This is a genomic window from Bacteroides sp. D55t1_190419_B8 (assembly GCF_015558905.1).
In the GTDB taxonomy this organism is placed as follows: Bacteria; Bacteroidota; Bacteroidia; order Bacteroidales; family Bacteroidaceae; genus Bacteroides; species Bacteroides vicugnae.
The window spans coordinates 58,864-83,748 of sequence record NZ_JADMOU010000009.1; the positions used below are offsets into that span (position 1 = coordinate 58,864).

Annotated in this window: 21 protein-coding genes and 2 pseudogenes; 15 read left to right on the forward strand and 8 right to left on the reverse strand. The window is 42.7% G+C overall.

The genetic code is table 11. The features are described from left to right. The first annotated feature begins 25 nt into the window (after window positions 1-25). The 10 genes and pseudogenes from I2I13_RS10320 to I2I13_RS10365 all read left to right on the forward strand — a co-directional run bounded on the left by I2I13_RS10320 (window position 26) and on the right by I2I13_RS10365 (window position 13,200). Entirely contained in the window at window positions 26-1,318 is a 1,293-nt protein-coding gene (locus I2I13_RS10320) for a PAS domain-containing sensor histidine kinase (protein WP_195649429.1), read from the forward strand. Between the two features lie 97 nt (window positions 1,319-1,415). Continuing rightward, entirely contained in the window at window positions 1,416-3,968 is a 2,553-nt protein-coding gene (locus I2I13_RS10325; protein ID WP_195649430.1) for a DUF5686 and carboxypeptidase-like regulatory domain-containing protein, read from the forward strand. Window positions 3,969-4,076: 108 nt separating this feature from the next. Then, a complete protein-coding gene (locus tag I2I13_RS10330) occupies window positions 4,077-5,366 on the forward strand; it encodes an inositol-3-phosphate synthase (RefSeq protein ID WP_148364834.1) in 1,290 nt (429 codons plus the stop codon). Window positions 5,367-5,528: 162 nt separating this feature from the next. Continuing rightward, window positions 5,529-6,008 carry a phosphatidylglycerophosphatase A gene (locus I2I13_RS10335; protein WP_148364835.1) on the forward strand — a complete coding sequence of 160 codons (480 nt, stop codon included), beginning with the start codon at window positions 5,529-5,531 and terminating at the stop codon, window positions 6,006-6,008. Between the two features lie 14 nt (window positions 6,009-6,022). Further along, window positions 6,023-6,490: a GtrA family protein gene (locus I2I13_RS10340; protein ID WP_148364836.1), complete on the forward strand. Its 468-nt coding sequence runs from the start codon at window positions 6,023-6,025 to the stop codon at window positions 6,488-6,490. A gap of 86 nt (window positions 6,491-6,576) precedes the next feature. Further along, window positions 6,577-7,227, forward strand: coding sequence for a CDP-alcohol phosphatidyltransferase family protein (locus I2I13_RS10345; RefSeq protein WP_148364837.1), 651 nt, complete (start codon window positions 6,577-6,579; stop codon window positions 7,225-7,227). A gap of 137 nt (window positions 7,228-7,364) precedes the next feature. Further along, on the forward strand, window positions 7,365-8,282 hold the full coding sequence (locus I2I13_RS10350) for a phosphatase PAP2 family protein (protein ID WP_148365007.1): 918 nt from the start codon (window positions 7,365-7,367) through the stop codon (window positions 8,280-8,282). A gap of 47 nt (window positions 8,283-8,329) precedes the next feature. Next, window positions 8,330-9,340, forward strand: a complete 1,011-nt coding sequence (locus tag I2I13_RS10355) for a lysylphosphatidylglycerol synthase transmembrane domain-containing protein (protein ID WP_195649431.1) — start codon at window positions 8,330-8,332, stop codon at window positions 9,338-9,340. Window positions 9,341-9,401: 61 nt separating this feature from the next. After that, window positions 9,402-10,574, forward strand: coding sequence for an iron-containing alcohol dehydrogenase (locus tag I2I13_RS10360; RefSeq protein ID WP_195649432.1), 1,173 nt, complete (start codon window positions 9,402-9,404; stop codon window positions 10,572-10,574). A gap of 77 nt (window positions 10,575-10,651) precedes the next feature. Then, window positions 10,652-13,200, forward strand: a pseudogene (locus tag I2I13_RS10365) (zinc-dependent metalloprotease). Window positions 13,201-13,671: 471 nt separating this feature from the next. On the opposite strand, the gene I2I13_RS24640 reads toward I2I13_RS10365, so the two are convergent. Continuing rightward, window positions 13,672-14,037: a DUF4248 domain-containing protein gene (locus tag I2I13_RS24640; RefSeq protein WP_195649433.1), complete on the reverse strand. Its 366-nt coding sequence runs from the start codon at window positions 14,035-14,037 to the stop codon at window positions 13,672-13,674. Window positions 14,038-14,041: 4 nt separating this feature from the next. Beyond that, the gene (locus I2I13_RS10375; protein ID WP_195649434.1) at window positions 14,042-15,043 is read right to left on the reverse strand and encodes a Fic family protein; all 1,002 of its coding nucleotides are present in this window, start codon (window positions 15,041-15,043) and stop codon (window positions 14,042-14,044) included. 288 nt (window positions 15,044-15,331) lie between these two features. Here I2I13_RS10375 and I2I13_RS10380 point away from each other — a divergent pair. Further along, a pseudogene (locus tag I2I13_RS10380) lies at window positions 15,332-15,485 on the forward strand (AAA family ATPase); the annotation flags it as partial. A gap of 229 nt (window positions 15,486-15,714) precedes the next feature. Here I2I13_RS10380 and I2I13_RS10390 read toward each other — a convergent pair. Next, entirely contained in the window at window positions 15,715-17,289 is a 1,575-nt protein-coding gene (locus I2I13_RS10390; RefSeq protein WP_148364845.1) for an Rne/Rng family ribonuclease, read from the reverse strand. Window positions 17,290-17,571: 282 nt separating this feature from the next. Continuing rightward, window positions 17,572-17,847, reverse strand: a complete 276-nt coding sequence (locus I2I13_RS10395) for an HU family DNA-binding protein (protein WP_004300646.1) — start codon at window positions 17,845-17,847, stop codon at window positions 17,572-17,574. Between the two features lie 211 nt (window positions 17,848-18,058). On the opposite strand from I2I13_RS10395, the gene mutY reads away from it, so the two are divergent. The 4 genes from mutY to I2I13_RS10415 all read left to right on the forward strand — a co-directional run bounded on the left by mutY (window position 18,059) and on the right by I2I13_RS10415 (window position 21,761). Further along, complete coding sequence (gene mutY / locus I2I13_RS10400) at window positions 18,059-19,093, forward strand: A/G-specific adenine glycosylase (RefSeq protein ID WP_148364846.1); 1,035 nt, start codon at window positions 18,059-18,061, stop codon at window positions 19,091-19,093. A 145-nt stretch (window positions 19,094-19,238) separates the two neighbouring features. Next, window positions 19,239-19,718: a single-stranded DNA-binding protein gene (locus I2I13_RS10405; protein WP_195649436.1), complete on the forward strand. Its 480-nt coding sequence runs from the start codon at window positions 19,239-19,241 to the stop codon at window positions 19,716-19,718. Window positions 19,719-19,795: 77 nt separating this feature from the next. Further along, window positions 19,796-21,151, forward strand: coding sequence for a gliding motility-associated protein GldE (locus tag I2I13_RS10410; protein WP_195649437.1), 1,356 nt, complete (start codon window positions 19,796-19,798; stop codon window positions 21,149-21,151). Beyond that, on the forward strand, window positions 21,129-21,761 hold the full coding sequence (locus I2I13_RS10415) for a 4'-phosphopantetheinyl transferase family protein (protein ID WP_195649438.1): 633 nt from the start codon (window positions 21,129-21,131) through the stop codon (window positions 21,759-21,761). The genes I2I13_RS10410 and I2I13_RS10415 overlap by 23 nt, the downstream gene beginning before the upstream one ends. Before the next feature lie 38 nt (window positions 21,762-21,799). Here the strand turns inward: I2I13_RS10415 and I2I13_RS10420 are convergent, their stop codons facing one another. From I2I13_RS10420 to I2I13_RS10435, 4 genes are all read right to left on the reverse strand, one after another. Next, window positions 21,800-22,024 carry a (4Fe-4S)-binding protein gene (locus tag I2I13_RS10420; protein ID WP_004300640.1) on the reverse strand — a complete coding sequence of 75 codons (225 nt, stop codon included), beginning with the start codon at window positions 22,022-22,024 and terminating at the stop codon, window positions 21,800-21,802. An 8-nt stretch (window positions 22,025-22,032) separates the two neighbouring features. Then, window positions 22,033-22,335: a GNAT family N-acetyltransferase gene (locus I2I13_RS10425; RefSeq protein WP_148364849.1), complete on the reverse strand. Its 303-nt coding sequence runs from the start codon at window positions 22,333-22,335 to the stop codon at window positions 22,033-22,035. Window positions 22,336-22,415: 80 nt separating this feature from the next. Then, the gene (locus I2I13_RS10430; RefSeq protein WP_148364850.1) at window positions 22,416-23,789 is read right to left on the reverse strand and encodes a tryptophanase; all 1,374 of its coding nucleotides are present in this window, start codon (window positions 23,787-23,789) and stop codon (window positions 22,416-22,418) included. Window positions 23,790-24,078: 289 nt separating this feature from the next. After that, entirely contained in the window at window positions 24,079-24,852 is a 774-nt protein-coding gene (locus I2I13_RS10435) for a DUF4465 domain-containing protein (protein ID WP_195649439.1), read from the reverse strand. Window positions 24,853-24,885: the final 33 nt, after the last annotated feature.

Here is a 24,885-nt window from a genome sequence, read left to right on the forward strand (position 1 = left end):
AACAAACTGTTAATTACAGATAAACGTGCGTATAAAAGGACTTTTTTACATACTTGTCATTCTGTTGCTGGCATTGGGCAGTATATTGCTCTATCTCTCCAGTCAGATAAACGCGCTCTTTTTCTACATAGGAGAGGGGCTGGTGCTTTTTATCCTGCTTTATCTGACATTCTTCTATCGTAAGATAGTGAAACCGTTGAATACCATCGGAAGCGGTATGGAACTGCTGCGTGAGCAGGATTTCAGTAGCCGTCTTAGTCCTGTAGGACAATATGAAGCCGACCGTGTGGTGAATATATTCAACCGTATGATGGAACAGCTCAAGAATGAACGTCTCCGTCTGCGTGAGCAGAATAACTTTCTCGATCTGCTGATTAAGGCTTCTCCGATGGGAGTTATCATAACCTCCCTTGATGAAGACCTTGCGGAACTGAATCCGATGGCTTTGAAGATGCTGGGCGTTCGTCTGGAAGATGTACAAGGCAAGAAGATGAAAGAAATTGATTCTCCGTTGGCGGTGGAACTGTCCAGCCTTCCGAAAGGAGAGACGGTTACTGTCCGTCTGAACGACTCGAATATCTACCGGTGCACTCATTCCTCTTTCATCGACCGTGGATTTCAGCACCCTTTCTACTTGGTGGAAACCCTTACTGACGAAGTGATGAAAGCGGAAAAGAAAGCCTATGAGAAAGTGATCCGCATGATTGCTCACGAAGTGAACAACACAACTGCCGGCATCACTTCTACACTGGATACGGTAGAACAAGCCCTTTCCTGTGAAGAAGGTATGGACGACATCTGCGACGTGATGCGTGTGTGTACCGACCGTTGTTTCTCGATGAGTCGTTTCATTACCCGTTTTGCTGACGTTGTGAAAATCCCTGAACCGACACTTTCTTCTATCAATCTGAATGATTTGGTTTTCACCTGCAAACGCTTTATGGAAGGAATGTGTAATGACCGTCATATTGTCCTCCGCATGGAAATAGATGAAAGTATGAAAGACGTTATGCTGGATGCCGCTTTGTTTGAACAAGTACTCGTAAACATCATCAAAAATGCGGTGGAAAGCATTGAAGCCGATGGAGAAATAATAGTCCGTACTATGTCTCCCGCCACTGTTGAAGTGATAGATAACGGTAAGGGGATCAGCAAGGAAACAGAAGCTAAACTGTTCAGCCCCTTCTTCTCCACCAAACCGAACGGTCAGGGAATCGGGCTTATCTTTATTCGTGAAGTCCTGATGCGTCACGGATGCACATTCTCTTTGCGAACCTACGCCGATGGCCTGACCCGGTTCCGCATTATTTTCCCCTAATTGTGTCAAATAAGAACATTTCTTCCATCAAATAGACCTTTTTTTGTCTTAAAATCACTCATACCTTTGCCCCGCTCAATTCAATAGGATTTAAGGTATGAGATTAATGAAAAAAGGCACATTGACGCTCTTTCTTTTATTGGCTATCAGTATTCCGCTAAGTGCGCAGTATGTGGTGCAAGGTGTGGTGACTGATTCTCTGACGAAAGAACCTCTGCCTTATGCATCTGTACGCTTAAAAGACACGACAGAAGGAACTACTACCGGAAGCGACGGACGTTTCTACTTCAAAACCAACCGTTCCGAAGCAGTGCTTGTTATCTCTGTAATCGGTTATAATGACTATATCCATTCCATTCGTCCTGCCCATAACGCATCGTATAAAGTGGCGCTTTCGCCTACCGAATATGCCCTCGGTGAAGTAGTGGTAAAACCCAAACGCGAGCACTATCGGAAGAAAGATAATCCGGCCGTAGAATTTGTGCGCCGCATGATTGAAAGCCGTGACAACCATTCCCCCTACGAAAAAGACTTTTGGCAACGCGAACGTTATGAAAAGACCACTTTCGCATTGAACAATTTCGATGAAGAGAAACAGAAGAAATGGCTGTATCGTAAATTTGATTTCCTTACCGAATACGTAGACACTTCCACCGTCACCGGTAAACCGATTCTGACAGTATCGGCTCGCGAACTGCTTGCCACAGACTATTACCGGAAATCTCCCCGTTCCGAGAAGCAGTGGGTGAAAGGGCGTAAACAGGCCGGGGTCGATGAGTTTCTCTCCAAACAAGGAATGCAGGCTGCCATCAATGAAGTCTTTAAAGACGTAGACATTTATGAAAATAATATCTCCCTGTTCACGAACAAGTTTGTCAGTCCTTTGTCTCGTATCGGCACAGGTTTCTATAAATATTACCTGATGGATACTTTACAGATTGCCGGAGAACCCTGTGTAGACCTTGCTTTTACACCATTCAATTCCGAGTCTTTCGGTTTCAACGGACATCTGTATGTGGTGCTCGACTCTACTTATTTTGTCAAACGTGCCGTATTTAATTTCCCCAAAAGGATAAACCTGAACTTTGTGGATTATATGTTGCTTGAGCAGGAATTCAAGCGTGCCGAAGATGGTACACGCTTGCTCGACCACGAAAGCATCACTGTTGAGTTTAAACTGACCGAAGGGCAGGACGGTATTTTTGCCCGCCGTGTGGCAGATTACAGCAACTACACCTTTATCCCGACTGCTGAAGCTGGCAAAGCTTTCACCAAGCCCGAACGCATTATTGAAGAAACCGAAGCCCTGTCTCGTCCCGAAACATTCTGGGCGGAGAACCGCCCGCAAGCCGCTATCTCCCAACAGGAAAACTCGGTAGACCGCCTGATGACGCAATTACGCAGCTATCCGGTATATTACTGGACCGAAAAAGTGCTTTCCATTCTCTTTACGGGATATATCCCTACCTCTAAAGAAGCCCCTCTTTTTTATATCGGCCCGATGAATGCCACCATCAGCGGTAATACATTGGAGGGTCCCCGCATTCGTGCCGGAGGTATGACAACCGCCTGGCTCAATCCGCACCTGTTTGGCAAAGGATATGTGGCCTACGGTTTTAAAGATGAAAGAGTGAAAGGATTGGCGGAACTGGAATATTCATTCAAGAAGAAAAAAGAATATGCTAATGAATTTCCGATCCATTCTCTGAAATTGCGTTACGAATCCGATGTAAACCAGTACGGGCAAAACTACCTGTATACAAGTAAAGACAACGTGTTTCTGGCTTTGAAACGTGAGAAAGACGACCGTATCGGCTACTTCCGGCAAGCAGAGATGACCTATACCAATGAGTTTTATTCCGGTTTTTCTTTCCAGTTGACGGCACGTACACGAAAAGATGAGTCCTCCTATCTGATTCCTTTCTTAAAAAAAGAAGGAGATGCGTACACTCCGGTCAAAGATTTCTCTATCACTGCGGCAGAGTTGAAACTGCGTTATGCTCCGAACGAGAAATTCTTCCAGACTCAATGGAACCGTTTCCCTGTATCGTTGGATGCACCGGTGTTTACCCTGTCGCATACCTTTGCCGGAAAAGACGTGTTGGGTAGTGATTATACCTACAATCATACCGAGGCCGGTATTCAGAAACGCTTCTGGTTTTCCGCATTCGGCTATACAGACATTATCCTGAAAGCCGGAAAAGTGTGGGACAAAGTTCCTTTTCCGTTGCTAATCATGCCTAATGCCAACCTTTCTTATACCATCCAACCCGAATCCTACTCGTTGATGAATGCGATGGAGTTTATGAACGATGAATATTTCTCGTGGGATGTTACTTATTTCCTCAACGGATGGCTGTTCAACCGCGTCCCGTTGTTGAAAAAACTTAAATGGAGGGAAATAGTTTCCTGTCGGGGTCTATATGGACATTTGAGCGATAAAAACAACCCTGCTTTGAGTGACGGTTTGTTCGCTTTTCCGATAGAACACACACAAACAATGGGAAAAACACCTTACGTGGAGGCGGGTGTCGGTATCGAAAACATTTTCAAGGTGTTACGTTTAGACTATGTCTGGAGGCTCACTTATCGTGATTCTCCCGGGATTGACAAATCCGGCTTGAGAATAAGTCTCCACATGACCTTTTAAAAGTTAAATCCTGCTAATTGCAATGTTTATATGACAAATAAAGACCGTATTAGTAATTAATTAATCTTATTTTTGCATCAATTTTAGTTTAATTTTAATAGAATAGAAATGAAACAAGAAATTAAACCCGCTACCGGGCGTCTTGGCGTACTGGTAGTCGGAGTGGGTGGTGCGGTAGCTACCACGATGATTGTAGGTACACTAGCCTCTCGTAAGGGACTGGCAAAACCGATAGGATCTATTACACAGTTAGCCACAATGCGCATGGAGAACAACGAAGAAAAACTCATCAAGGACGTTGTGCCTTTGACGAATTTGGAAGACATTGTTTTCGGAGGATGGGATATTTTCCCGGACAACGCATACGAAGCTGCTATGTACGCCGAGGTTTTGAAAGAAAAAGACCTGAACGGAGTGAAAGAAGAGTTGGAAGCTATCAAGCCGATGCCGGCTGCTTTCGATCATAACTGGGCAAAACGTCTGAACGGTACGCACGTTAAGAAAGCTGCTACCCGTTGGGAAATGGTAGAACAACTTCGTCAGGATATCCGCGACTTCAAGGCAGCTAACAACTGCGAACGTGTCGTTGTGCTTTGGGCTGCAAGTACTGAAATCTACATTCCGTTGTCTGACGAACACATGTCACTCGCTGCTTTAGAGAAAGCAATGAAGGAAAACAACACAGAAGTGATTTCTCCGAGTATGTGTTATGCGTATGCTGCGATTGCAGAAGACGCTCCGTTCGTAATGGGTGCTCCTAACTTATGTGTAGATACTCCTGCTATGTGGGAATTCTCTAAACAAAAGAATGTACCTATCTCCGGTAAAGACTTCAAGAGTGGTCAGACACTGATGAAAACTGTATTAGCTCCGATGTTCAAAACCCGTATGCTGGGTGTGAACGGTTGGTTCTCTACCAATATCCTCGGTAACCGTGACGGTGAAGTACTCGATGATCCGGATAACTTCAAGACGAAAGAAGTCAGCAAGCTGTCTGTAATCGATACGATCTTTGAACCCGAAAAATTCCCGGATCTCTATGGAGATGTTTATCATAAAGTACGTATCAACTACTATCCTCCTCGCAAAGACAACAAAGAAGCATGGGACAACATCGACATCTTCGGATGGATGGGTTATCCGATGGAAATCAAGGTGAACTTCCTTTGCCGCGACTCTATCCTTGCAGCTCCTATCGCTCTTGACCTTGTGTTGTTCAGTGACTTGGCTATGCGTGCAGGCATGTGCGGCATCCAGACTTGGTTGTCATTCTTCTGCAAGAGCCCGATGCACGATTTCGAACATCAGCCCGAACACGACTTGTTTACACAATGGAGAATGGTAAAACAGACATTGCGTAACATGATTGGTGAAAAAGAACCTGATTATTTAGCTTAATCAGTAACCCCGAATAATAAGTTGAGATTGAGATTTACCATCCTATAAAGACTGGTGGATGCTCAACCTCAACTTTTACTTTTGTATTGTACAAATTCCCGATCACGTTTGGGAACTTATGGCACAACCGACTCGTAGTTTGTAATTAGTAATAAGTAATAAATGAAGCGTCCTCCCTTTCTACCTGTTTTTATAGGCACGGGCTTTGGCTCCGGTTTTTCTCCTTTTGCTCCCGGCACGGCTGGGGCGTTACTGGCTTCTATCATTTGGATTGCATTTTATTTCCTTCTTCCTTTCCCTGTTGTATTATGGCTGACCGCCGTTTTGGTGATTGTATTTACATTCGCTGGTATTTGGGCTGCCGATAAGTTGGAAACTTATTGGGGGGAAGATCCTTCGCGCGTGGTAGTGGACGAGATGGTAGGAGTGTGGATACCGTTATTGGCTGTCCCCAATGACGACTGTTGGTTCTGGTACGTGATTGCGGCTTTTGCCTTGTTCCGTATCTTTGATATAGCCAAGCCGTTGGGCATACGCCGTATGGAAAGCCTGAAAGGTGGAGTTGGTGTGATGATGGACGATGTTTTGGCGGGAGTGTATAGTTTTATTTTGTTAGTGGGAGCAAGATGGGTGATTGGCTGAAAAGAGTTGCACGGATGATTTCCCAGAAGGGTGGTTTCTTCATGTTCTTGAGGGCGCAGCTTTCTGCTCAAATGGCAACTATTGCAGACTTTCTTGTTACGATTCTTCTGGTCAGGCTCTTCGAAGTCTACTACGTATATGCCACCTTGGCGGGGGCTATCTATGGAGGAATCATCAATTGTGTAATCAACTATAAATGGACCTTTAAATCGAAAGGAAAGAAAACGAATGTGGCTGTAAAATTTATCCTTGTATGGATTTGCAGCGTTTGGCTGAACACGTGGGGCACGTATGCACTGACGGAATCATTAGCGAGGATTCCTTGGGTACGTGATACGCTTAGCCTGTATTTCGGAGATTTCTTTATTATTCCTAAAGTGGTAGTGGCAATCATCGTAGCATTGTTCTGGAATTATAATATGCAACGCTTTTTTGTCTACCGGAATATAGATATAAGAAGTTTATTCGGAAAAAGAAACTGAAAAAACAGATTGAAAAGATCGATTGAAAGAACTGATTGAGAAAACAGAAGATTTAGATAAAAATAGATATAAACAGATTTAAACAGATGAATTACAGAGATTATTTACAACAGTTGATTTATAAGATTATCAATCCCCTGATACGCGGAATGATTAAAATAGGGATCACTCCTAACTTTATCACCACTACCGGATTTATCCTGAATGTAGTAGCGGCAGGAATGTTTGTATATGCCGGCATTTATGGCGGTCAAAATGATTTGGCCATTATCGGCTGGGCAGGCGGTGTGATTTTGTTTGCCGGATTGTTTGATATGATGGACGGACGTGTAGCTCGCCTGGGTAACATGAGTTCCAAGTTCGGTGCGCTTTACGATTCAGTGCTCGACCGTTACAGTGAATTGATGACCTTCTTCGGTATCTGTTACTATTTGTCAATGAAAGACTATTTCCTCTATGCACTTATTGCCTTCATAGCGTTAATCGGCTCACTGATGGTAAGCTACGTGCGTGCTCGTGCCGAAGGGTTGGGAATCGAATGTAAAGTAGGATTCATGCAACGTCCGGAGCGTGTAGTGCTGACCAGTCTCGGAGCTTTGTTCTGTGGCGTTTTCAAAGACATCACCGCTTTCGAACCGATTCTGATTATGATTGTTCCTCTCGCTTTTGTTGCTGTGTTTGCCAATATCACGGCTTTTGCACGTGTGAGACATTGCTACAAAGCGATGAAAGAATGAATTAATTTACTATTGGACGATTTACTATTTACTATTTACTATTTACATCGTACATCCTAAATAGTACATCGTAAATAGTCCAATAGTAAATAGTCTAGTTGTCTAATCAAAACGTTATGATGATAAAGAATATTCAAATGCCGTCGAAGAGAGAAGCCCTGACTGTGACAGTCATTATGGCTCTTTTCCTTTTGCTGACAGGTATCTTCATCGGACTTCGTTCCGAGCACCTGTTAATGGCGGTACTCTATTTAGTTTTATTTTTTGCCGGATTGCCTACTCGTAAGTTGGCGGTAGCTCTGTTGCCTTTCGCTATTTTTGGAATTTCGTATGACTGGATGCGTATTTGCCCCAACTACGAAGTGAACCCGATTGACGTAGCCGGACTGTATAATCTCGAAAAGTCCCTCTTCGGAGTGATGGATAATGGCCTTTTGGTTACCCCTTGCGAATACTTCGCTGCACACAACTGGCCGATAGCAGACGTCTTTGCCGGAATTTTCTACCTTTGCTGGGTTCCTGTTCCTATCCTGTTCGGGCTTTGCCTGTATTTCAAGAAGGAAAGAAAAACCTACCTTCGCTTTGCATTGGTATTCTTATTCGTCAACCTGATCGGCTTTGCCGGTTATTATATCCATCCGGCAGCTCCGCCCTGGTATGCTATCAACTACGGTTTCGAACCGATACTTAACACACCCGGCAATGTAGCAGGATTGGGACGCTTTGATGCTTTCTTCGGAGTGACCATCTTCGATTCGATCTATGGACGCAATGCAAACGTCTTTGCGGCAGTACCTTCACTGCACGCGGCCTATATGGTAGTTGCATTAGTGTACGCCATTATCGGTAAATGCAGATGGTATGTGATTACCCTTTTCTCTATTATTATGGTAGGTATTTGGGGAACAGCCATTTATTCATGCCATCATTATATCATTGATGTATTACTCGGTATCTCTTGCGCGTTGATCGGCTGGCTGGTATTCGAATATGTATTGATGAAAATTCCGGCATTCAAAAGATTCTTCGAAAGATATTATGCATATATAAAGTAGATCTATCTCCGTATTGGAATAAATCGTACTAAGTCATACAAGAAACAGTGAAGAACAAATATCGTAATATATTCCTCGCCTTTGGTATTATTGCCGTCCTGATTATGATATTCACTTTCGATATGGATTATCAGGAGCTTTGGATGAATCTGAAACGTGCGGGGATATATTTACCTTTGGTCTTGTTGCTGTGGCTGTTCGTCTACCTGATTAATACGGTATCGTGGTATATAATAATTCGTAGCAGCGGTAAAACCGGCTTTTCATTTGCCCGGCTCTACAAATTCACCGTGACGGGATTTGCACTCAATTACGTGACTCCCGTCGGACTGATGGGCGGTGAGCCATACCGCATTATGGAACTGAAACCCTATATAGGAATCGAACGCGCCACCTCTTCCGTGATTCTTTACGTGATGATGCACATCTTTTCCCACTTTTGCTTTTGGTTGAGTTCAGTCTTGCTTTATGTCTGCCTGTACCCGGTGGGGTGGGTGATGGGAATGATCCTGGGAGCTATAACCCTCTTTTGCCTACTGATCGTTATTCTTTTCATCAAAGGCTACCGGCATGGGATGGCAGTAGCTTTTGTCCGCATGGGTAGCCGTATTCCTTTCCTGAAAAAGAAAGTCGTTCATTTTGCAAGTGCACATAAAGAGAAACTGGAGAATATAGACAAACAAATCGCACTTCTCCATCAGCAAAAGAAACAAACATTTTATAGTGCCCTCTTATTGGAATATACCGCCCGTGTAGTCAGCTGTCTTGAAATCTGGCTGATACTGAATGTGCTGACCACTAACGTCAGCTTTGCCGACTGCTGCCTGATTGCAGCTTTCTCTTCTCTTCTTGCCAACCTGCTGTTTTTCCTGCCCATGCAACTGGGAGGTCGTGAAGGCGGCTTTGCCCTTGCCGTAGGTGGACTTTCCCTTTCCGGAGCCTACGGTGTCTATGCCGCTTTGATTACCCGGGTGCGTGAAATGGTCTGGATTGTTATCGGACTTGCACTGATGAAAGTAGGAAACTTTAAACAATCAAAAGAAAAATATTCTGCTTAAATTTATAACTTTGTCTGACTTATAAAGGATCTATATAAAAAGACCTATAAAGAAAGCGACAATGAATAATTTTATCTTTTACAGCCCTACCGAATTTGTATTCGGACGGGACACGGAAGCGCAAACCGGAGCATTAGTGCAGAAATATGGCGCACGCAAAATAATGATTGTCTATGGCGGTGGCTCTGTGATACGCAGCGGATTATTGGCTCGTGTTGAGAAATCATTGCAGGAAGCAGGGATTCCCTATTGTATGCTGGGCGGTGTACAGCCTAACCCGATAGACACGAAAGTATATGAAGGAATCGACCTCTGCCGGAAAGAGAACGTAGATATGATGCTCGCCGTTGGTGGCGGCTCTGTGATTGATACGGCGAAAGCTATTGCAGCCGGAGTTCCTTATGACGGAGATTTCTGGGACTTCTACATCGGAAAAGCCATTGTGACGAAAGCATTGAAAGTAGCCGTTGTGTTAACGATTCCTGCTGCCGGAAGCGAGGGTTCCGGTAACACCGTCATCACGAAAGTCGATGGCTTACAGAAATTAAGCCTCCGTGCTCCCGGTGTACTGCGTCCTGTTTTCGCCGTAATGAACCCCGAACTGACCTACACACTTCCTCCTTTCCAAACCGCCTGCGGCATTGCTGATATGATGGCACACATCATGGAACGCTATTTCACCAACACGAAAGATGTAGAGATAGGCGACCGTCTGTGCGAAGGCACACTGCTTGCCATCATCAAAGAAGCAACCACCGTCATGAAAGAACCTGAAAACTACGGAGCCCGTGCCAATCTGATGTGGAGTGGAACCATTGCCCATAACGGAACCTGTGGTGTAGGTTGTGAAGAGGACTGGGCTTCCCACTTCCTTGAACATGAAATCAGTGCTATTTACAATGTAACTCATGGCGCCGGACTTTCCGTAATCTTCCCTGCCTGGATGACATGGATGACAGAACACAATGTGGATAAGATAGCCCAATACGCTATCCGGGTGTGGGGAGTGGCAGAATCTGACGATAAAAAGGCGGTGGCCCTTGAAGGAATTTCCCGCCTGAAATCCTTCTTTACTTCCATCGGCCTGCCTGTGACCTTCAAAGAACTTGGCATTGAGAATCCTGACATTGACCGCCTTACAGATAGTCTGCACCGGAATAAAGGCGAATTGGTAGGCAATTATGTCAAGCTGACAAAGAAAGATAGTAAAGAAATTTATCATCTGGCTTTATAAAAATAGCATAGTATCATTTGGTTAGCTCATGCGAATTGTTAACTTTGCATTTCAACTAATATTTTAAAAGACATTGCATGAGAAAACGAACTACACTTTTGTTGCTTCTGGCAGTATTGATTCCAACTGCCGGAGCACAGTCGACAGACCTCTTTAAAAAGAAGAAGAAAAAGAAAGGCACAACAGAGGCTGTGGATAAAGCGAAAGCCGACTCTATAGCAAAAGCAAAAAAAATCCTCTGCAACCCTATGGCAAGGTTATCACCGATAAAGCCAAGACGATGAACGGTTTCTTCAAGGTGCACAATGTAGAGGGAAAATACTATTTCGAGATAGCTGATTCTTTGTTGGGTCGTGATGTCCTGATAGTCAACAGAATCGTAAAAGCACCGGTGGACAAACAGAAACGTAAAGCTGGCTATCCGGGTGACCATATCAGTGATGAGGTCATCCGCTTTGAAATTGGACCCGATAATAAGTTGTTTGTGCGTCAGATCTCCTACCTGGAGCATTCTGCAGATACGCTTGGTCTCTATCAGGCAGTGCTGAATTCTAACGTGCAGCCTATTGTGGCTACTTTCCCGTTGAAAACCATCCGTAGGGAAAACGGAACAAAGAACTATGTTATCGAAATGACCGACTTTATCCGTAAGGATAATGAAATGTTCTCATTCTCCAGTAAGATGAAAGATAATATCGGAGCCACTTCAATGATAGCCGAAGCCAGCTATATCGATACTTTGAAAGCTTTCCCGCAAAATATCGAAGTTCGCACCGTGCGTACTTTCCAACGGAAATCACCTATGGGAAGCGCTATTGAGAAAATGATGGCTGCTTATTATAGTTCTACCGGCCCGATGACTTACGAACTGAACAGTTCACTGTTATTGTTACCTAAAGAGCCCATGAAGCCAAGATTGTTTGATAGTAGAGTAGGTTATTTCGCTGTCGGCTATAAAGACTTCGACGAAAATCCCCATGGTGTGAAATACAAAGCCAACATCACCCGTTGGCGTCTTGAACCGAAAGACGAAGACAAGGAGAAATACCTGCGTGGAGAATTAGTGGAACCGAAGAATCCGATCGTGATTTATATCGATCCGGCCACTCCTAAAAAGTGGGTTCCTTACCTCATTCAAGGAGTCAACGACTGGCAGGCAGCTTTCGAAAAAGCCGGATTCAAAAATGCTATTATCGGTAAAGAAGCTCCGACAAACGATCCTACCTGGAGTCTGGAAGACGCGCGTCATTCAGCCATCGTATACAAACCATCGGATATCCCGAACGCAAGCGGACCTCATGTGCACGACCCTCGTAGCGGTGAGATTCTTGAAACACATATCAATTGGTATCACAATGTAATGAGTCTGCTCTACAACTGGTACATCGTGCAGGCTGGTGCTATTGATCCGGGAGCCCGCAAACCACAGTTTGACGATGAACTGATGGGTGAATTGATTCGTTTTGTGTCTTCGCATGAAGTGGGCCACACGTTAGGATTGCGTCATAACTTCGGCTCTTCCGCTACCGTTCCCGTAGAAAAATTGAGAGACAAAGCTTGGGTGGAAGCCAACGGACATACTCCATCTATCATGGACTATGCACGCTTTAACTACGTAGCCCAACCGGAGGATAGCATTTCGCGTACCGGCATCTTCCCTCGTATCGGCATGTACGATAAATGGGCCATTGAATGGGGCTACCGCTGGTTACCCGAATTTGAAACGGCAGAGGCTGAAATTCCGCATATGAATAAATGGATTATCAGCAAACTGAAAGAGGATAAACGTTATACATTCGGCACGGAAAGTGATAGAGACGATCCCCGTAACCAGAATGAAGACTTGGGAGATGATGCGATGCTGGCAAGTGCATATGGTATCAAGAATCTGAAACGCGTGATGCCCGAAATCATGAACTGGACGTATGAACCGAATGAAGGCTACGGGAAAGCAAGTGCTTTATATAGTAACGTGACAGGACAATTCTATTTGTACATGGGACATGTGGCAACTAACGTTGGCGGTATCTACAGCACTCCCATTTCAGTGGAGCAGACTGAGGTGAAAGCGATGTATGTACCGAAAGATGTTCAGAAGAAAGCAGTGGCATTCTTGAACAAGGAACTGTTCACTACGCCCACTTGGCTGATGGACAACAAGCTGACAGAGAAAACCAGAGCAAACACATTCAATCAGGTTTTTCGTATACAAAGTAATATTCTGAAACAGCTGATTAGTAGTCGTACGATTGATAAGATGACTGCTAATGAGTTGATGAACGGAAACAAAGCCTATACTGCCAATGAGATGTTCCTCGACTTGAAGAAAAGTATCTGGAGCGACCTTAGGGGAGGTAAAAGACCCGACCTCGCTCAACGTGGTTTGCAGAAAACTTATGTCAATTCATTGGTTGTAATGCTCGAAAAACCGAAAAACTCCGGAACGAATGCCGCACTTTTTGCCTATATGTCTGATTCTCCCTCCGAAGCACCGACAATAGCACGCGGACAGTTGACTGATCTTAGAAGAGAATTGACCAATGCTGCAAATGCTTCTAGCGGAATATACAAAAGTCATTATCTGAACTTGAAAGCATTGATTGACGCTGCATTCGAGGTTAAATAAAAAAAGAAGAGGCCAATAGAAAAACTTTGAGTTTATGAAATCATCCTTACCGCATTCAATGCTGTGGTAGGGGTGATTTTTCATTTTCCCCTCTTTGGTATACGTTCTTATGGTTTCGGTTCTAAATTGCTACGTGAAGGCTTCAATCTGTTCATTTCATCCGTATTACGGACTCGATAGAAAGAACTGAAGACAAAAACAGAGGTTCTGTTTGCCTGAAACAGAGGCTTTGAATGTATCAAACGGAGGCTCTTTCTCATAGGTTTGGAGCCTCCATTTAGGGGGGTAAAAAAGCGTCTTTTTGCCGAACGCATAGTGGAACAGTCTCCTGAAGTAGATAACTCGCTATCTGGCAGACGGTTACAGCTGCCTAAAAAAGCCCCCTTGAAACACAACCCTGATTATTATAAATATATAAATAATAAAACATATATTTAAAAATATATAGTTCGATCTTCCATTTTTTGAAGATTAATGTTTCATTTCTTCGGGACCATTTGGGTGGACGGGTACTACAATTTTCGGAGGTCCCCAGCATTGCATGATGATCTCCTGCATTTTCGGTGTCAGGTAGGTGATGTGTTCGGTGTATCCGGCAGACTTCAGGGCGAAAATGCGTGATAGGTCTTGGTCAATCTTGTCACGCATTCTTTTTCTGGATGTGGTAACGTTCGAAGGACACGGAAAATATTTCATTGCAAACTGGGAGAATGGTTTGAAACCATTGATAATGTAGTCATCTGTGACTGCTTTTTCTTCTTTTATTTTTTTACGGTTTTTAATTGATAAATCAAACTTGTTTGTTGGTTTAATTTTTCGCAAAAGTATGAAAAGCATTTAATTAAATGAGAACATCTTCATTAATTTTCCAATAGCCAGTTTTGTTAGACCCTATTCGTTGAATAACTCCATTCTGTTTAAGTGAAGTGAATAGGCGTTCACTATGTCGAATGCTGATTTCTAAAAACTCGGCTGCTTCTTTAGCTGTAGTTTGATTGTTCTTTCTTAAAAGTTCCACAACTTTTAGCTCGTTTATACCGACATTTATACCGACATTTATACCGACATTCTTTGTCGGTATAACAGGTTCTCCTTGGCGCTTTTTAAGAGTCTCATAGATTTCCTGTAGCATGAAATCAATAAATATTCCGCTATCTACTGCTTCAGTACTCTTATTTATGGCATTATAATATGCTTGTTGATTGGCAAATACCATATTTTCTACAGGTAAATGTTCGAATATAGGATGAAGTTTACCTAATATGAGTGATTGCCACAATCGTCCTATTCTTCCATTTCCATCACTAAATGGGTGAATAAATTCAAATTCGTAATGAAATACGCAGCTTTTTATCAGTAGATGATCGTCCGATTGCTGTAACCATTCAAATAAATCATTGATAAGATAAGGTACACGGTCGGCAGGCGGAGCCATGTGAATCAGTTGTTTGCCAGCAAATACTCCAACTCCTCCTTGGCGGAAACGTCCGGCATTATCTACTAATGCTTCCATCATCACTTGGTGAGCTTTCAGTAAATCATCCACTGAATATGGATTGAAAGTGTGATATAAGTTATATGTTTTAATGGCATTTCGCACTTCCTGTATCTCACGAATAGGGGCAACGATGTGTCTTCCCTCAATAATATCTGTAATTTGGCTTTCCGACAATGTATTTCCTTCTATAGCAAGTGAGCCTTGAATCGTTTTTATCCGATTGATCTTTCGTAACAACAGAGAATCTTCTTGTTCCATACGGATAGCATATCGCTCCACTTGTGCGGATATATTGGCTATGAGATGAATAGCATGAGAAGATATAGTGAAAGGAGGCGTATACATGGCTAAAATATAATTTTCTGTTATATGATTTCAATATTTCTCTGTTTTAGAGATTGTACAAAGATAACCAAAATTGGATAAATGTAGTTAGCTTTGTCTGTCTTTGTGATATGTAATTATATCCTTATCATAATCAGAGAATTCTTTAATCTTGAGTGACGAATCTGATAAGCATTTAGGGTATAACCATAAAGAAGCCGAGGAGGTCGATTACGTTCATGGTTAGAAGTGACCTCTGTTTTATGTCGTAGAAACTTTCATATAAAGTTTTGCGTTTTCTTTAGTTGAAAAACAAAGGATGGATATATTAAATTCGGTATGCTGACAGGAGTAACTAAATTTGGTAAGATCAGTGTATTCAGTGATTTGAATAATTTGGATGACATCTCGATGCGAAACCAATATGTTGATAATCTGTGGTATTAGCGATCAGGAATTGCATTATCAGAATGTCCTCTTCATTGTTTTCAAGTTCGTTCTATGTCAAGGCGGAGTATCATACAAGTGCAGGGCACTATGCACAACCGTTCGACCGCGACAGTCGTAAACTCTTTAAGATTGGCGTAAACTTTAGTGCTAAGATGCGGAATATTGAGAAATGGATAGTTGAAGTTGAAGAAAAATAGAATAAACAAAAAGGCGACCCGTACCTAACGAGCCGCCTTTTCTGTCTATTTGATTTCGATTTCTTCCTTCATATCGATTTCCTCTCCATGTGTATCATAGAACACATATTGCAGGAATGCGAGTTTCTGACTTGGAATAATCTTAATACCGAATCCATATTTCATTTGCCACTTCCGTTTCAGGGAAACGAGTCCCTGATTGATGTAGGCGGCAACATACGGATGGACGTGTAACGAGAATTTCTTAACCTTCAGTTTATTGACCAGGTAATCAATTTTACTCTCCAAAGTGTCCGTAAAGAGAATGGACGATTTGATGGTGCCTTTGCCGAAGCAAGTAGGACAGATTTCGGTCGTGTTGACGTCCATTGCCGGACGCACACGTTGGCGTGTAATCTGCATTAGCCCGAATTTGCTAAGCGGCAGAATATTATGCCGTGCCCTGTCTTTCTGCATATTGGCACACATTCGTTCATAAAGCTTTTGACGGTTTTCGGCTTCATTCATATCAATGAAGTCGACGACAATGATACCACCCATATCTCTTAATCGCAGTTGGCGGGCCAGCTCGTCGGCGGCTCCCAGATTTACTTCGAGTGCGTTACCTTCCTGCCCGTTGGCATTCTTGGTGCGGTTGCCGCTGTTCACGTCTACTACGTGAAGCGCCTCAGTGTGCTCAATAATCAGATAGGCACCACTCTTGTAAGAGATTGTTTTACCAAACGATGATTTAATCTGCTTGGTGATACCGAAATTGTCGTAAATGGGAAGTTGGCCTTTGTACAGTTTCACGATATTAGCCCGGTCGGGCGCAATCAGTGATACGTAATCTTTAATTTCATTGTACACAGCCTCGTCGTTGACGTGAATATTCTCAAATGATGGGTTGAAGAGGTCGCGCAACAAACCTACGGCGCGGCTGGTTTCTTCATAAATCAACGTCGGGTACTTGGTGGCTTTTTGTACTTTTACCATCGCATCTTCCCAATGCTTAACCAAGACTTTAAGCTCTCCGTCGAGTTCGGCTACGCGTTTGCCTTCGGCTACCGTGCGGACAATGACACCGAAGTTTTTCGGCTTGATGCTCATCAGCAGCTGTTTCAGGCGGGCGCGTTCTTCGCTCGATTTAATTTTTTGCGATACCGAAACCTTATCATTGAAAGGGATCAGTACGAGATAGCGTCCGGCAAACGAAATTTCGGACGTCAGTCGCGGCCCCTTAGTGGAGATCGGTTCCTTAACGATTTGCACCACTACTTCTTGTCCTACCTTGAGTGTGTTGGATACAGTTCCATCCTTGTCAAGGTCGGGAAGCAGGGTTGCTTTGCTGATGGAGGTCAGCTTCTTTTTGTCGCTTAAAGTCTGCTTTACAAACTTTTCGAGTGAGTTAAATTGAGGACCCAAGTCCAGATAATGAAGGAAAGCGTCTTTCTCGTAACCGACGTCTACAAAGCATGCATTGAGTCCGGGCATCAATTTCTTGATACGTCCCAAATACATATTGCCCACAGAGAAAGAAATATTTCTTCCTTCGCTTTGAAGTTCCACCAGGCTCTTATCTTCGAGAAGGGCGATGGAGACCTCTTTGGGCTGTACGTCAACTACTAGTTCACTTGTCACTGTTTGTTTCCTTATTATTGATTGAATCTCATTTATATGAACAACTTTTTTTACAAAATGTTCATTTTGGGTTAGCTACTTAAACAAAGAACAAACTTGAAAGACATTGGCTTCGCAAGTTTGTTCTTTATTTCTGTGTGATCCAGACTTAAAAATTATTTTTTGCTTTTATGTCTGTTCTTTCTTAGTCTTTTTTTACGCTTGTGCGTAGACATTTTATGTCTTTTTTTCTTTTTTCCGCTTGGCATAGCTTCACATTTTATGGGTTAATACTCTTGTTTATTATTTCTTTACTGAAATTGTAAATGTCTTAGCCGGTTTGAAAGCCGGAATGTTGTGCTCCGGAATAATAATCGTAGTATTTTTAGAAATGTTGCGAGCAGTCTTCTGTGCTCTTTTCTTTACTACGAAACTACCAAACCCACGCAGGTATACATTCTCATCATTAGACAGCGAATCCTTTACTGCATCCATAAATGCTTCAACTGTTGTAAGAACTGTCTGCTTGTCAATCCCAGTTTTCTTTGTAATCTCGTTTACAATATCTGCTTTAGTCATTTTTCCTTAAAAAAAATATTATTACTATGTTATTGCTAATTTTTTGGACTGCAAATATATAGCTTTTTAAGCTCCTAAAAAAATATATTCTGCACATTTTTCTAAAAAAATAGTGGCATAGGGTTTTCTTAGAGCTAAAAGAGTTACTTTTGTGTGCCTTTTGAGTAGGATATACAAGATAAATGTTAGATAATACATTAGTAGAGAGGATATGAACGAGTTTACGAAAACGATTGTAGAGTGGTATGAAGAGAATAAACGTGAATTGCCTTGGAGGGAGTCTGCCGATCCGTATTTGATCTGGATTTCGGAGATTATTCTTCAACAGACGCGGGTGGCGCAGGGGTATGATTATTTTCTTCGCTTTATCAAGCGTTTTCCCGATGTACAGACTTTGGCCGCTGCGGATGAGGATGAGGTGATGAAGTATTGGCAGGGGTTGGGGTATTATTCGCGTGCCCGCAATCTTCATGCCGCCGCCAAAAGCATGAATGGTGTTTTCCCGAAAACATATCCGGAAGTGCTGGCTCTGAAAGGAGTGGGGGAGTACACGGCGGCGGCTATCTGTTCGTTTGCTTACGGCATGCCCTATGCGGTGGTGGATGGCAATGTGTATCGGGTGCTTTCACGTTATTTCGGTATAGATACTCCGATTGATTCGACGGAGGGAAAGAAACTTTTTGCAGCATTGGCAGACGAGATGTTGGATAAAAAGCATCCGGCTGTTTATAATCAGGGGATAATGGATTTCGGAGCAATTCAGTGTACTCCGCAGTCGCCCAACTGTTTGTTCTGTCCGTTGGCAGGCGGTTGTTCGGCACTTTCGAAGGGGTTGGTGACAAAGCTTCCGGTGAAACAGCACAAAACAAAGACTACCAACCGTTACTTCAATTATATTTATGTACGTGCGGGCGCGTATACCTTTATAAATAAACGAACAGGAAATGATATTTGGAAGAATTTGTTCGAATTGCCATTGATAGAAACTCCGACGGCTCTTTCGGAGGAAGAGTTTCTTGCTTTGCCGGAATTCCGTGCATTCTTTGCGTCGGGGGAAGTGCCGGTGGTGCGTTCTGTTTGCAGGGAAGTGAAGCATGTGTTGTCTCACCGGGTGATTTATGCTAATCTGTATGAAGTAACAATCTCTGAAAATTTGACTTCTTTCGGTAATTTCCAGAAAATAAAAGTAGAGGAACTGGAGCAGTACGCTATTTCAAAGCTGGTACAAAACTTAATCAAGTATTAAGTATTAGGTATTAAGTATTAACCATCCAGTTTATGGCACAGCCTAATACTTAAAACTTTAATACTTAAAATTCTTGCATCCTATTGTTATTCTGTTTAATTTTGGCAGCGGATTTAATTTAAAGAATCATAAACTTGATACAGATATGTCAGTAAATAGAGTGATATTGATAGGAAACGTAGGACAAGATCCTCGGGTGAAATACTTCGATACAGGTTCGGCAGTGGCAACTTTCCCATTGGCTACGACGGATCGTGGATATACGTTGGCTAATGGAACCCAGATTCCCGAAAGAACAGAATGGCATAATATCGTTGCATCTAACCGTTTGGCGGAGATTGTAGATAAATATGTGCACAAAGGTGACAAACTATATCTGGAAGGGAAGATAAGAACGCGTTCTTACAGCGACCAGTCGGGTGCTATGCGCTATATCACTGAAATTTATGTGGATAATATGGAAATGTTGTCTCCGAAAGGAGCCAATCCGGGTGCGGGAGCTTCTGCTTCCGGACAGCCTGCTACGGGACAGCAGCAACAACCGGTTGCCGGCCAGCCGCAACAAACGCAGCAGTCGCAGGCGCAACCTGTACAAGATAATCCGGCAGATGATTTGCCGTTCTAAATAATGTGATAGTGTGCCAATCGATTTTTTCTAACTCATTGGCACATTATCTTTTGTTTAACTAAAATATAAACTCTTTGGACTCAGATGGTTATTTAAGCCAGTTGGCTGACATTTTCAACGGTATTACCGTAAACACTCCTTCTATCTCTGCTATTATTGCCATAGTGCTGGCAGGTGTGCTCCTGCTTGCTTCCGGCTTTGCTTCGGCTTCCGAAATAGCTTTTTTCTCACTTACTCCTTCCGACCGGAATGATATTGATGAACACAATCATCCTTCCGATGAAAAAATAAGTGCCCTGTTGGGTGATTCAGAACGCCTCTTGGCAACGATATTGATTACGAACAATTTTGTGAATGTGACCATTATCATGCTCTGCAACTTCTTCTTTATGAATGTGTTTGTCTTCCATTCTCCATTGGCAGAGTTCCTGATACTGACCGTCATCCTGACTTTCCTGCTGTTGTTGTTCGGTGAAATTATGCCAAAGATCTATTCGGCACAGAAAACATTAGCCTTTTGCCGTTTTTCGGCACCGGGAATTTACTTTCTGGAGAAGGTATTCCGTCCGATAGCTACTGTGCTTGTGCGTTCGACAATTTTTCTGAATAAGCATTTTGCTAAGAAGAGTCACAATATTTCTGTGGATGAACTGTCGCACGCGTTGGAACTGACGGATAAAGCGGAGCTTTCTGAAGAGAATAATATTCTGGAGGGCATTATCCGTTTCGGTGGGGAAACCGTGAAGGAGGTGATGACATCACGCCTGGATATGGTCGATTTGGATATCCGTACGTCTTTCAAGGAGGTGATGCTGTGTATCATTGAAAATGCTTATTCACGTATTCCTATCTATTCCGGTTCACGGGATAATATCAAGGGGGTGCTGTATATTAAAGATCTTCTGCCTCATGTCAATAAGGGGGATAATTTCCGTTGGCAGTCATTGATTCGCCCGGCTTATTTTGTGCCGGAGACGAAGATGATTGATGATTTGCTACGTGACTTCCAGGCGAATAAGATTCATATTGCTATCGTTGTGGATGAGTTTGGAGGAACTTCCGGACTGGTAACGATGGAGGATATTATCGAAGAGATTGTAGGGGAAATTCACGACGAATACGATGATGAAGAGCGTACATACGTTGTTTTGAATGACCATACTTGGATATTTGAAGCGAAAACGCAGTTGACGGATTTCTATAAGATTGCAAAAGTAGACGAAGACGAATTTGAAAAGGTGGTGGGTGATGCAGATACATTGGCAGGTATGTTGCTCGAAATTAAAGGTGAATTCCCGGTGCTGCATGAGAAAGTGACGTATCACAATTATGAGTTTGAAGTGCTCGAAATGGATAGTCGCCGTATATTGAAAGTTAAGTTCACAATTCTGCCGAAGGAAGTGGAAGATGGCGTTGTTTCTGCAGTATAAGACGAATGGCATACAGTGGGCTGTCTGGAAGATGGAAGAGTCTTTGGATGCTTTATTGCTTCTTTTGCCCGGTGCGCGAAGAGCTTTCTGTGAGCAGGAATTGAATCGCTTTGTCTCCGAACGTCGTAAGATGGAATGGTTGTCGGTTCGTGTTCTGTTGTATTCCATGTTGCAGGAGGATAAGGAAATCGGTTATTCTTCGGAGGGGAAACCTTATCTCACAGATCATTCTTTTTTTATCAGTATTTCTCATACGAAAGGTTATGTGGCGGTGATGCTTGCTTCTTCGGTTCCGGTAGGCATTGACATTGAACAATATGCTCAACGGGTTCACAAGGTATCCGACCGTTATATCCGTCCTGACGAGCAAGTAGAATCTTATCTGGGAGATATAACCTGGGGGCTGTTATTGCATTGGTCGGCAAAGGAAGCTGTTTTCAAGCGGATGGAAAATGCGGATGCTGATCTTCGTAAACTCCGGTTGACGCATTTTATTCCTCAAGCGGAGGGGACGTTTCAGGTTCAGGAGTTGGCTACGGAGCAGCAAGAACTTTATTCTGTCGGTTATCGTATCTGTCCGGACTTTGTATTGACGTGGACATTGAATTGAACGAATGAAGAAGTGTGTGAAGCTCTTTTCTCGGTGTGTTATTTCTCTTTTTTATTAAGTCGATAGCTCAATGCTCCTGACGGACATTTGCCGATTTGTGCAATTAATTCTTCTGTTGTCGCATTTTCGATTTGTACCCAGGGTCTTTCTTTTGGATGATAAACATTGGGTAGCATCTTTACACATATTCCGGCATGCTGACATAATTCAGGCTGCCACACAATGGTCAGTTCACCATTGGTATATTCAATTTTTTTTCCCATATATGTATTTATTTAATATGAATACCACGCATTACAATTCGCTTCCATTCCGGATGTTTGTGAATGTAACCGGCTACAAACGGGCAAAGCGGTACCAAGCGTAGACCTTGTCGCTCGATGTCTGCCAATGCTTTTTCTGCAAGTTGTGAGCCTACTCCCTTGCCGCCTAATGAAGCGGGTACTTCGGTATGTACAAGGTATATTTCTCCATTGTTTGATTTGATATAGTCTATTTCAGCTATTTTGCCATCGATCTGAAACTCATACCGATGTTTTTCTTCGTTGTCTATTAATTTATGATCTTCTGCCATAATTTTTACGTATTAAGTTCGATTATAACATAAACACTTGGAGAACACTTTTGTTTTACGCGAACAAATATTCTCCAAGTTTATAATCTTTCCAATTGGACTGTGAAGTGTCTCATTAAGGGAGCTTCCCAGGCGATACGTACTCCATGAGTGATGCTTTCTCTGCGTTCATATACATTTTTGAGGGCGGCAGCTATTACATTCATGTGATTGTCGGTATATACTCTGCGGGGAATGGCGAGGCGGAGTAGGTCAAGACCGTTGAAGCGGTTTTCATGGGTCACCGGATCACGGTCGGCAAGGATATAGCCGATTTCGCATCCACGGATACCGGCTTCCAGGTAAAGTTCTATGGTTAGCGTCTGCGCCGGGAATTCTTCTCGAGGAACATGTGTCAGCACTTTAGGCGCATCAATGAAGATGGCGTGTCCTCCGGCCGGGCGTTGGTAAGGGATTCCGTATTCATCCAGTTTCTTTGCCAGGTATTCCACTTGTTTGATACGTGTTTCGAGGTTGTCGAATTCGGTGTTTTCGTCCAGTCCGATGGCGAGGGCGTTCATATCCCGTCCGTTCATGCCTCCGTAGGTGAGATAGCCTTCGTATTGTACACAGAAACCTTTTGCACCTTCATACCAGTCTGCACGCCGCGTGGCAATAAATCCGCCCATATTGACGATTCCGTCTTTCTTGGCGCTCATTGTCATGCCATCGGCAAGAGAGAACATTTCCCGTGTGATTTCTTTGATAGTTTTGTCTCGGTAACCTTCTTCGCGCATTTTGATGAAGTAGGCGTTCTCGGCAAAACGTGCAGAGTCGAAAAGTACGGGTTTGCCATATTTGTCGGCAATGGCACGTATTTCGTACAAGTTTTGCATGGAGACGGGTTGTCCTCCGGCTGTATTGTTGGTGATGGTGACGATGATAAAAGGAATCCGTTCTGCGTATTCTGTGAGGGCTTTCTGTAATTTATCAGGGTCTACATTTCCTTTAAACGGTATTTCTAGTTGGGTTTGTTTGGCTGCATCGATGGTGCAGTCTAATGCGATGGCATGACGTCCCTCAATGTGTCCTTTGGTGGTGTCAAAATGCGAGTTTCCGGGCACAATGTCTCCTTCATGTACCAAATAAGAGAAAAGGACATTTTCAGCGGCACGTCCCTGATGGGTTGGTATGATGTATTCAAATCCTGTTAGTTTCGTAATCATCTCTTTCAACTTGAAGAATGAGGTCGCTCCGGCATAGCTTTCATCACCTAGCATCATTCCCGCCCATTGGCGGTCGCTCATCGCTCCGGTCCCGGAGTCGGTGATGAGATCTATATAAACTTGTTCTGATTTGAGTTGAAAGACATTATAATGTGCTTCTTTAATCCATTGCTCGCGCTCTTCACGTGTGCTTTTCCGGATGGGTTCTACCATCTTTATTTTCCATGATTCAGCAAAAGGTAATTCCATTGTCGTAGATTTAATAGTTTTGAACGACGAATGTAGCTAAAATTTGCGTGATTAGCAAATATATGATGACTTTTTGTAAGTTGTGACTATTGGAATTACTTCTCCATGGGCTAGTAATATATCAATTTGTAATAGGTAGATATAAAGAGAGCCGGATTCCTTAAAAGAATATCCGGCTCTTTAAAATTATGCATTCGATTGAATATGATTATAAGTTTGATTATTGGTAATCAATAGGCTGATTAGAAATAAGTATATAACCGATTGATATCAATTGAACAGTGGTTGTTTAGTCCTCGATAAGTGTAATACCGTCAAGGCAGAAATAAGAAGGAGTGTTCATATAAGATACTCCTTCATATTCTGAATTATCAGTGGAACTCATTTCAAATTTAATATAATCAGCATTTTTAATACTGCTCCAATCAAACCATTGCCATGTGTTTACAATTTCGGTTTTTCCGTTTCTGAAATCGGCAAGATAGAAATCGACTCTTCCTATTTCATTGTCATTGGCTCTGTAACCAACAGCTGTTATTTTATACCAGTCACCATTGGCGAATTTCTTTACCATAGATGGATCTTGTCCATCGTCTCCGTTTTTGATGGCTAGATATGCATAAGTTGTATTAGTAACCCATGCTCCTTTAAATGCATATTCTCCTTTGAGATTAGTAATCTTTGCAGTGTTAAAGCTACTGGTATATGCAGTGAGATAGGTTGTCCCATTTTTACCTTTTCCTGTAATAGCACTGCTATTAGCAGATCCGGGAGTGGTAATGTCAGTTTTATTGGTGTAAGTAAATCCTCCAGCAAGTCCCCATGCTGCATAATAATGATTACATTCAATTAGATTCTGATTATCTTTGATACTTGTCTCGAGAATATCATAGCCTGTTGGTTGATCACCTGTGGGAGTAAATTCACTCTCTGCTTTTGTTAATTTATTTTCAAAACTGGCAACCACTTCGTTTTTTACATCATCTTTTACATCATCGTCATCATCGCTACAGCCGCAAAATACAAATACTGATAACAGTAATAATAAGGATAATTTCTTCATGTTCTTTTCTGATTTTAGTTATTAATTAATTGT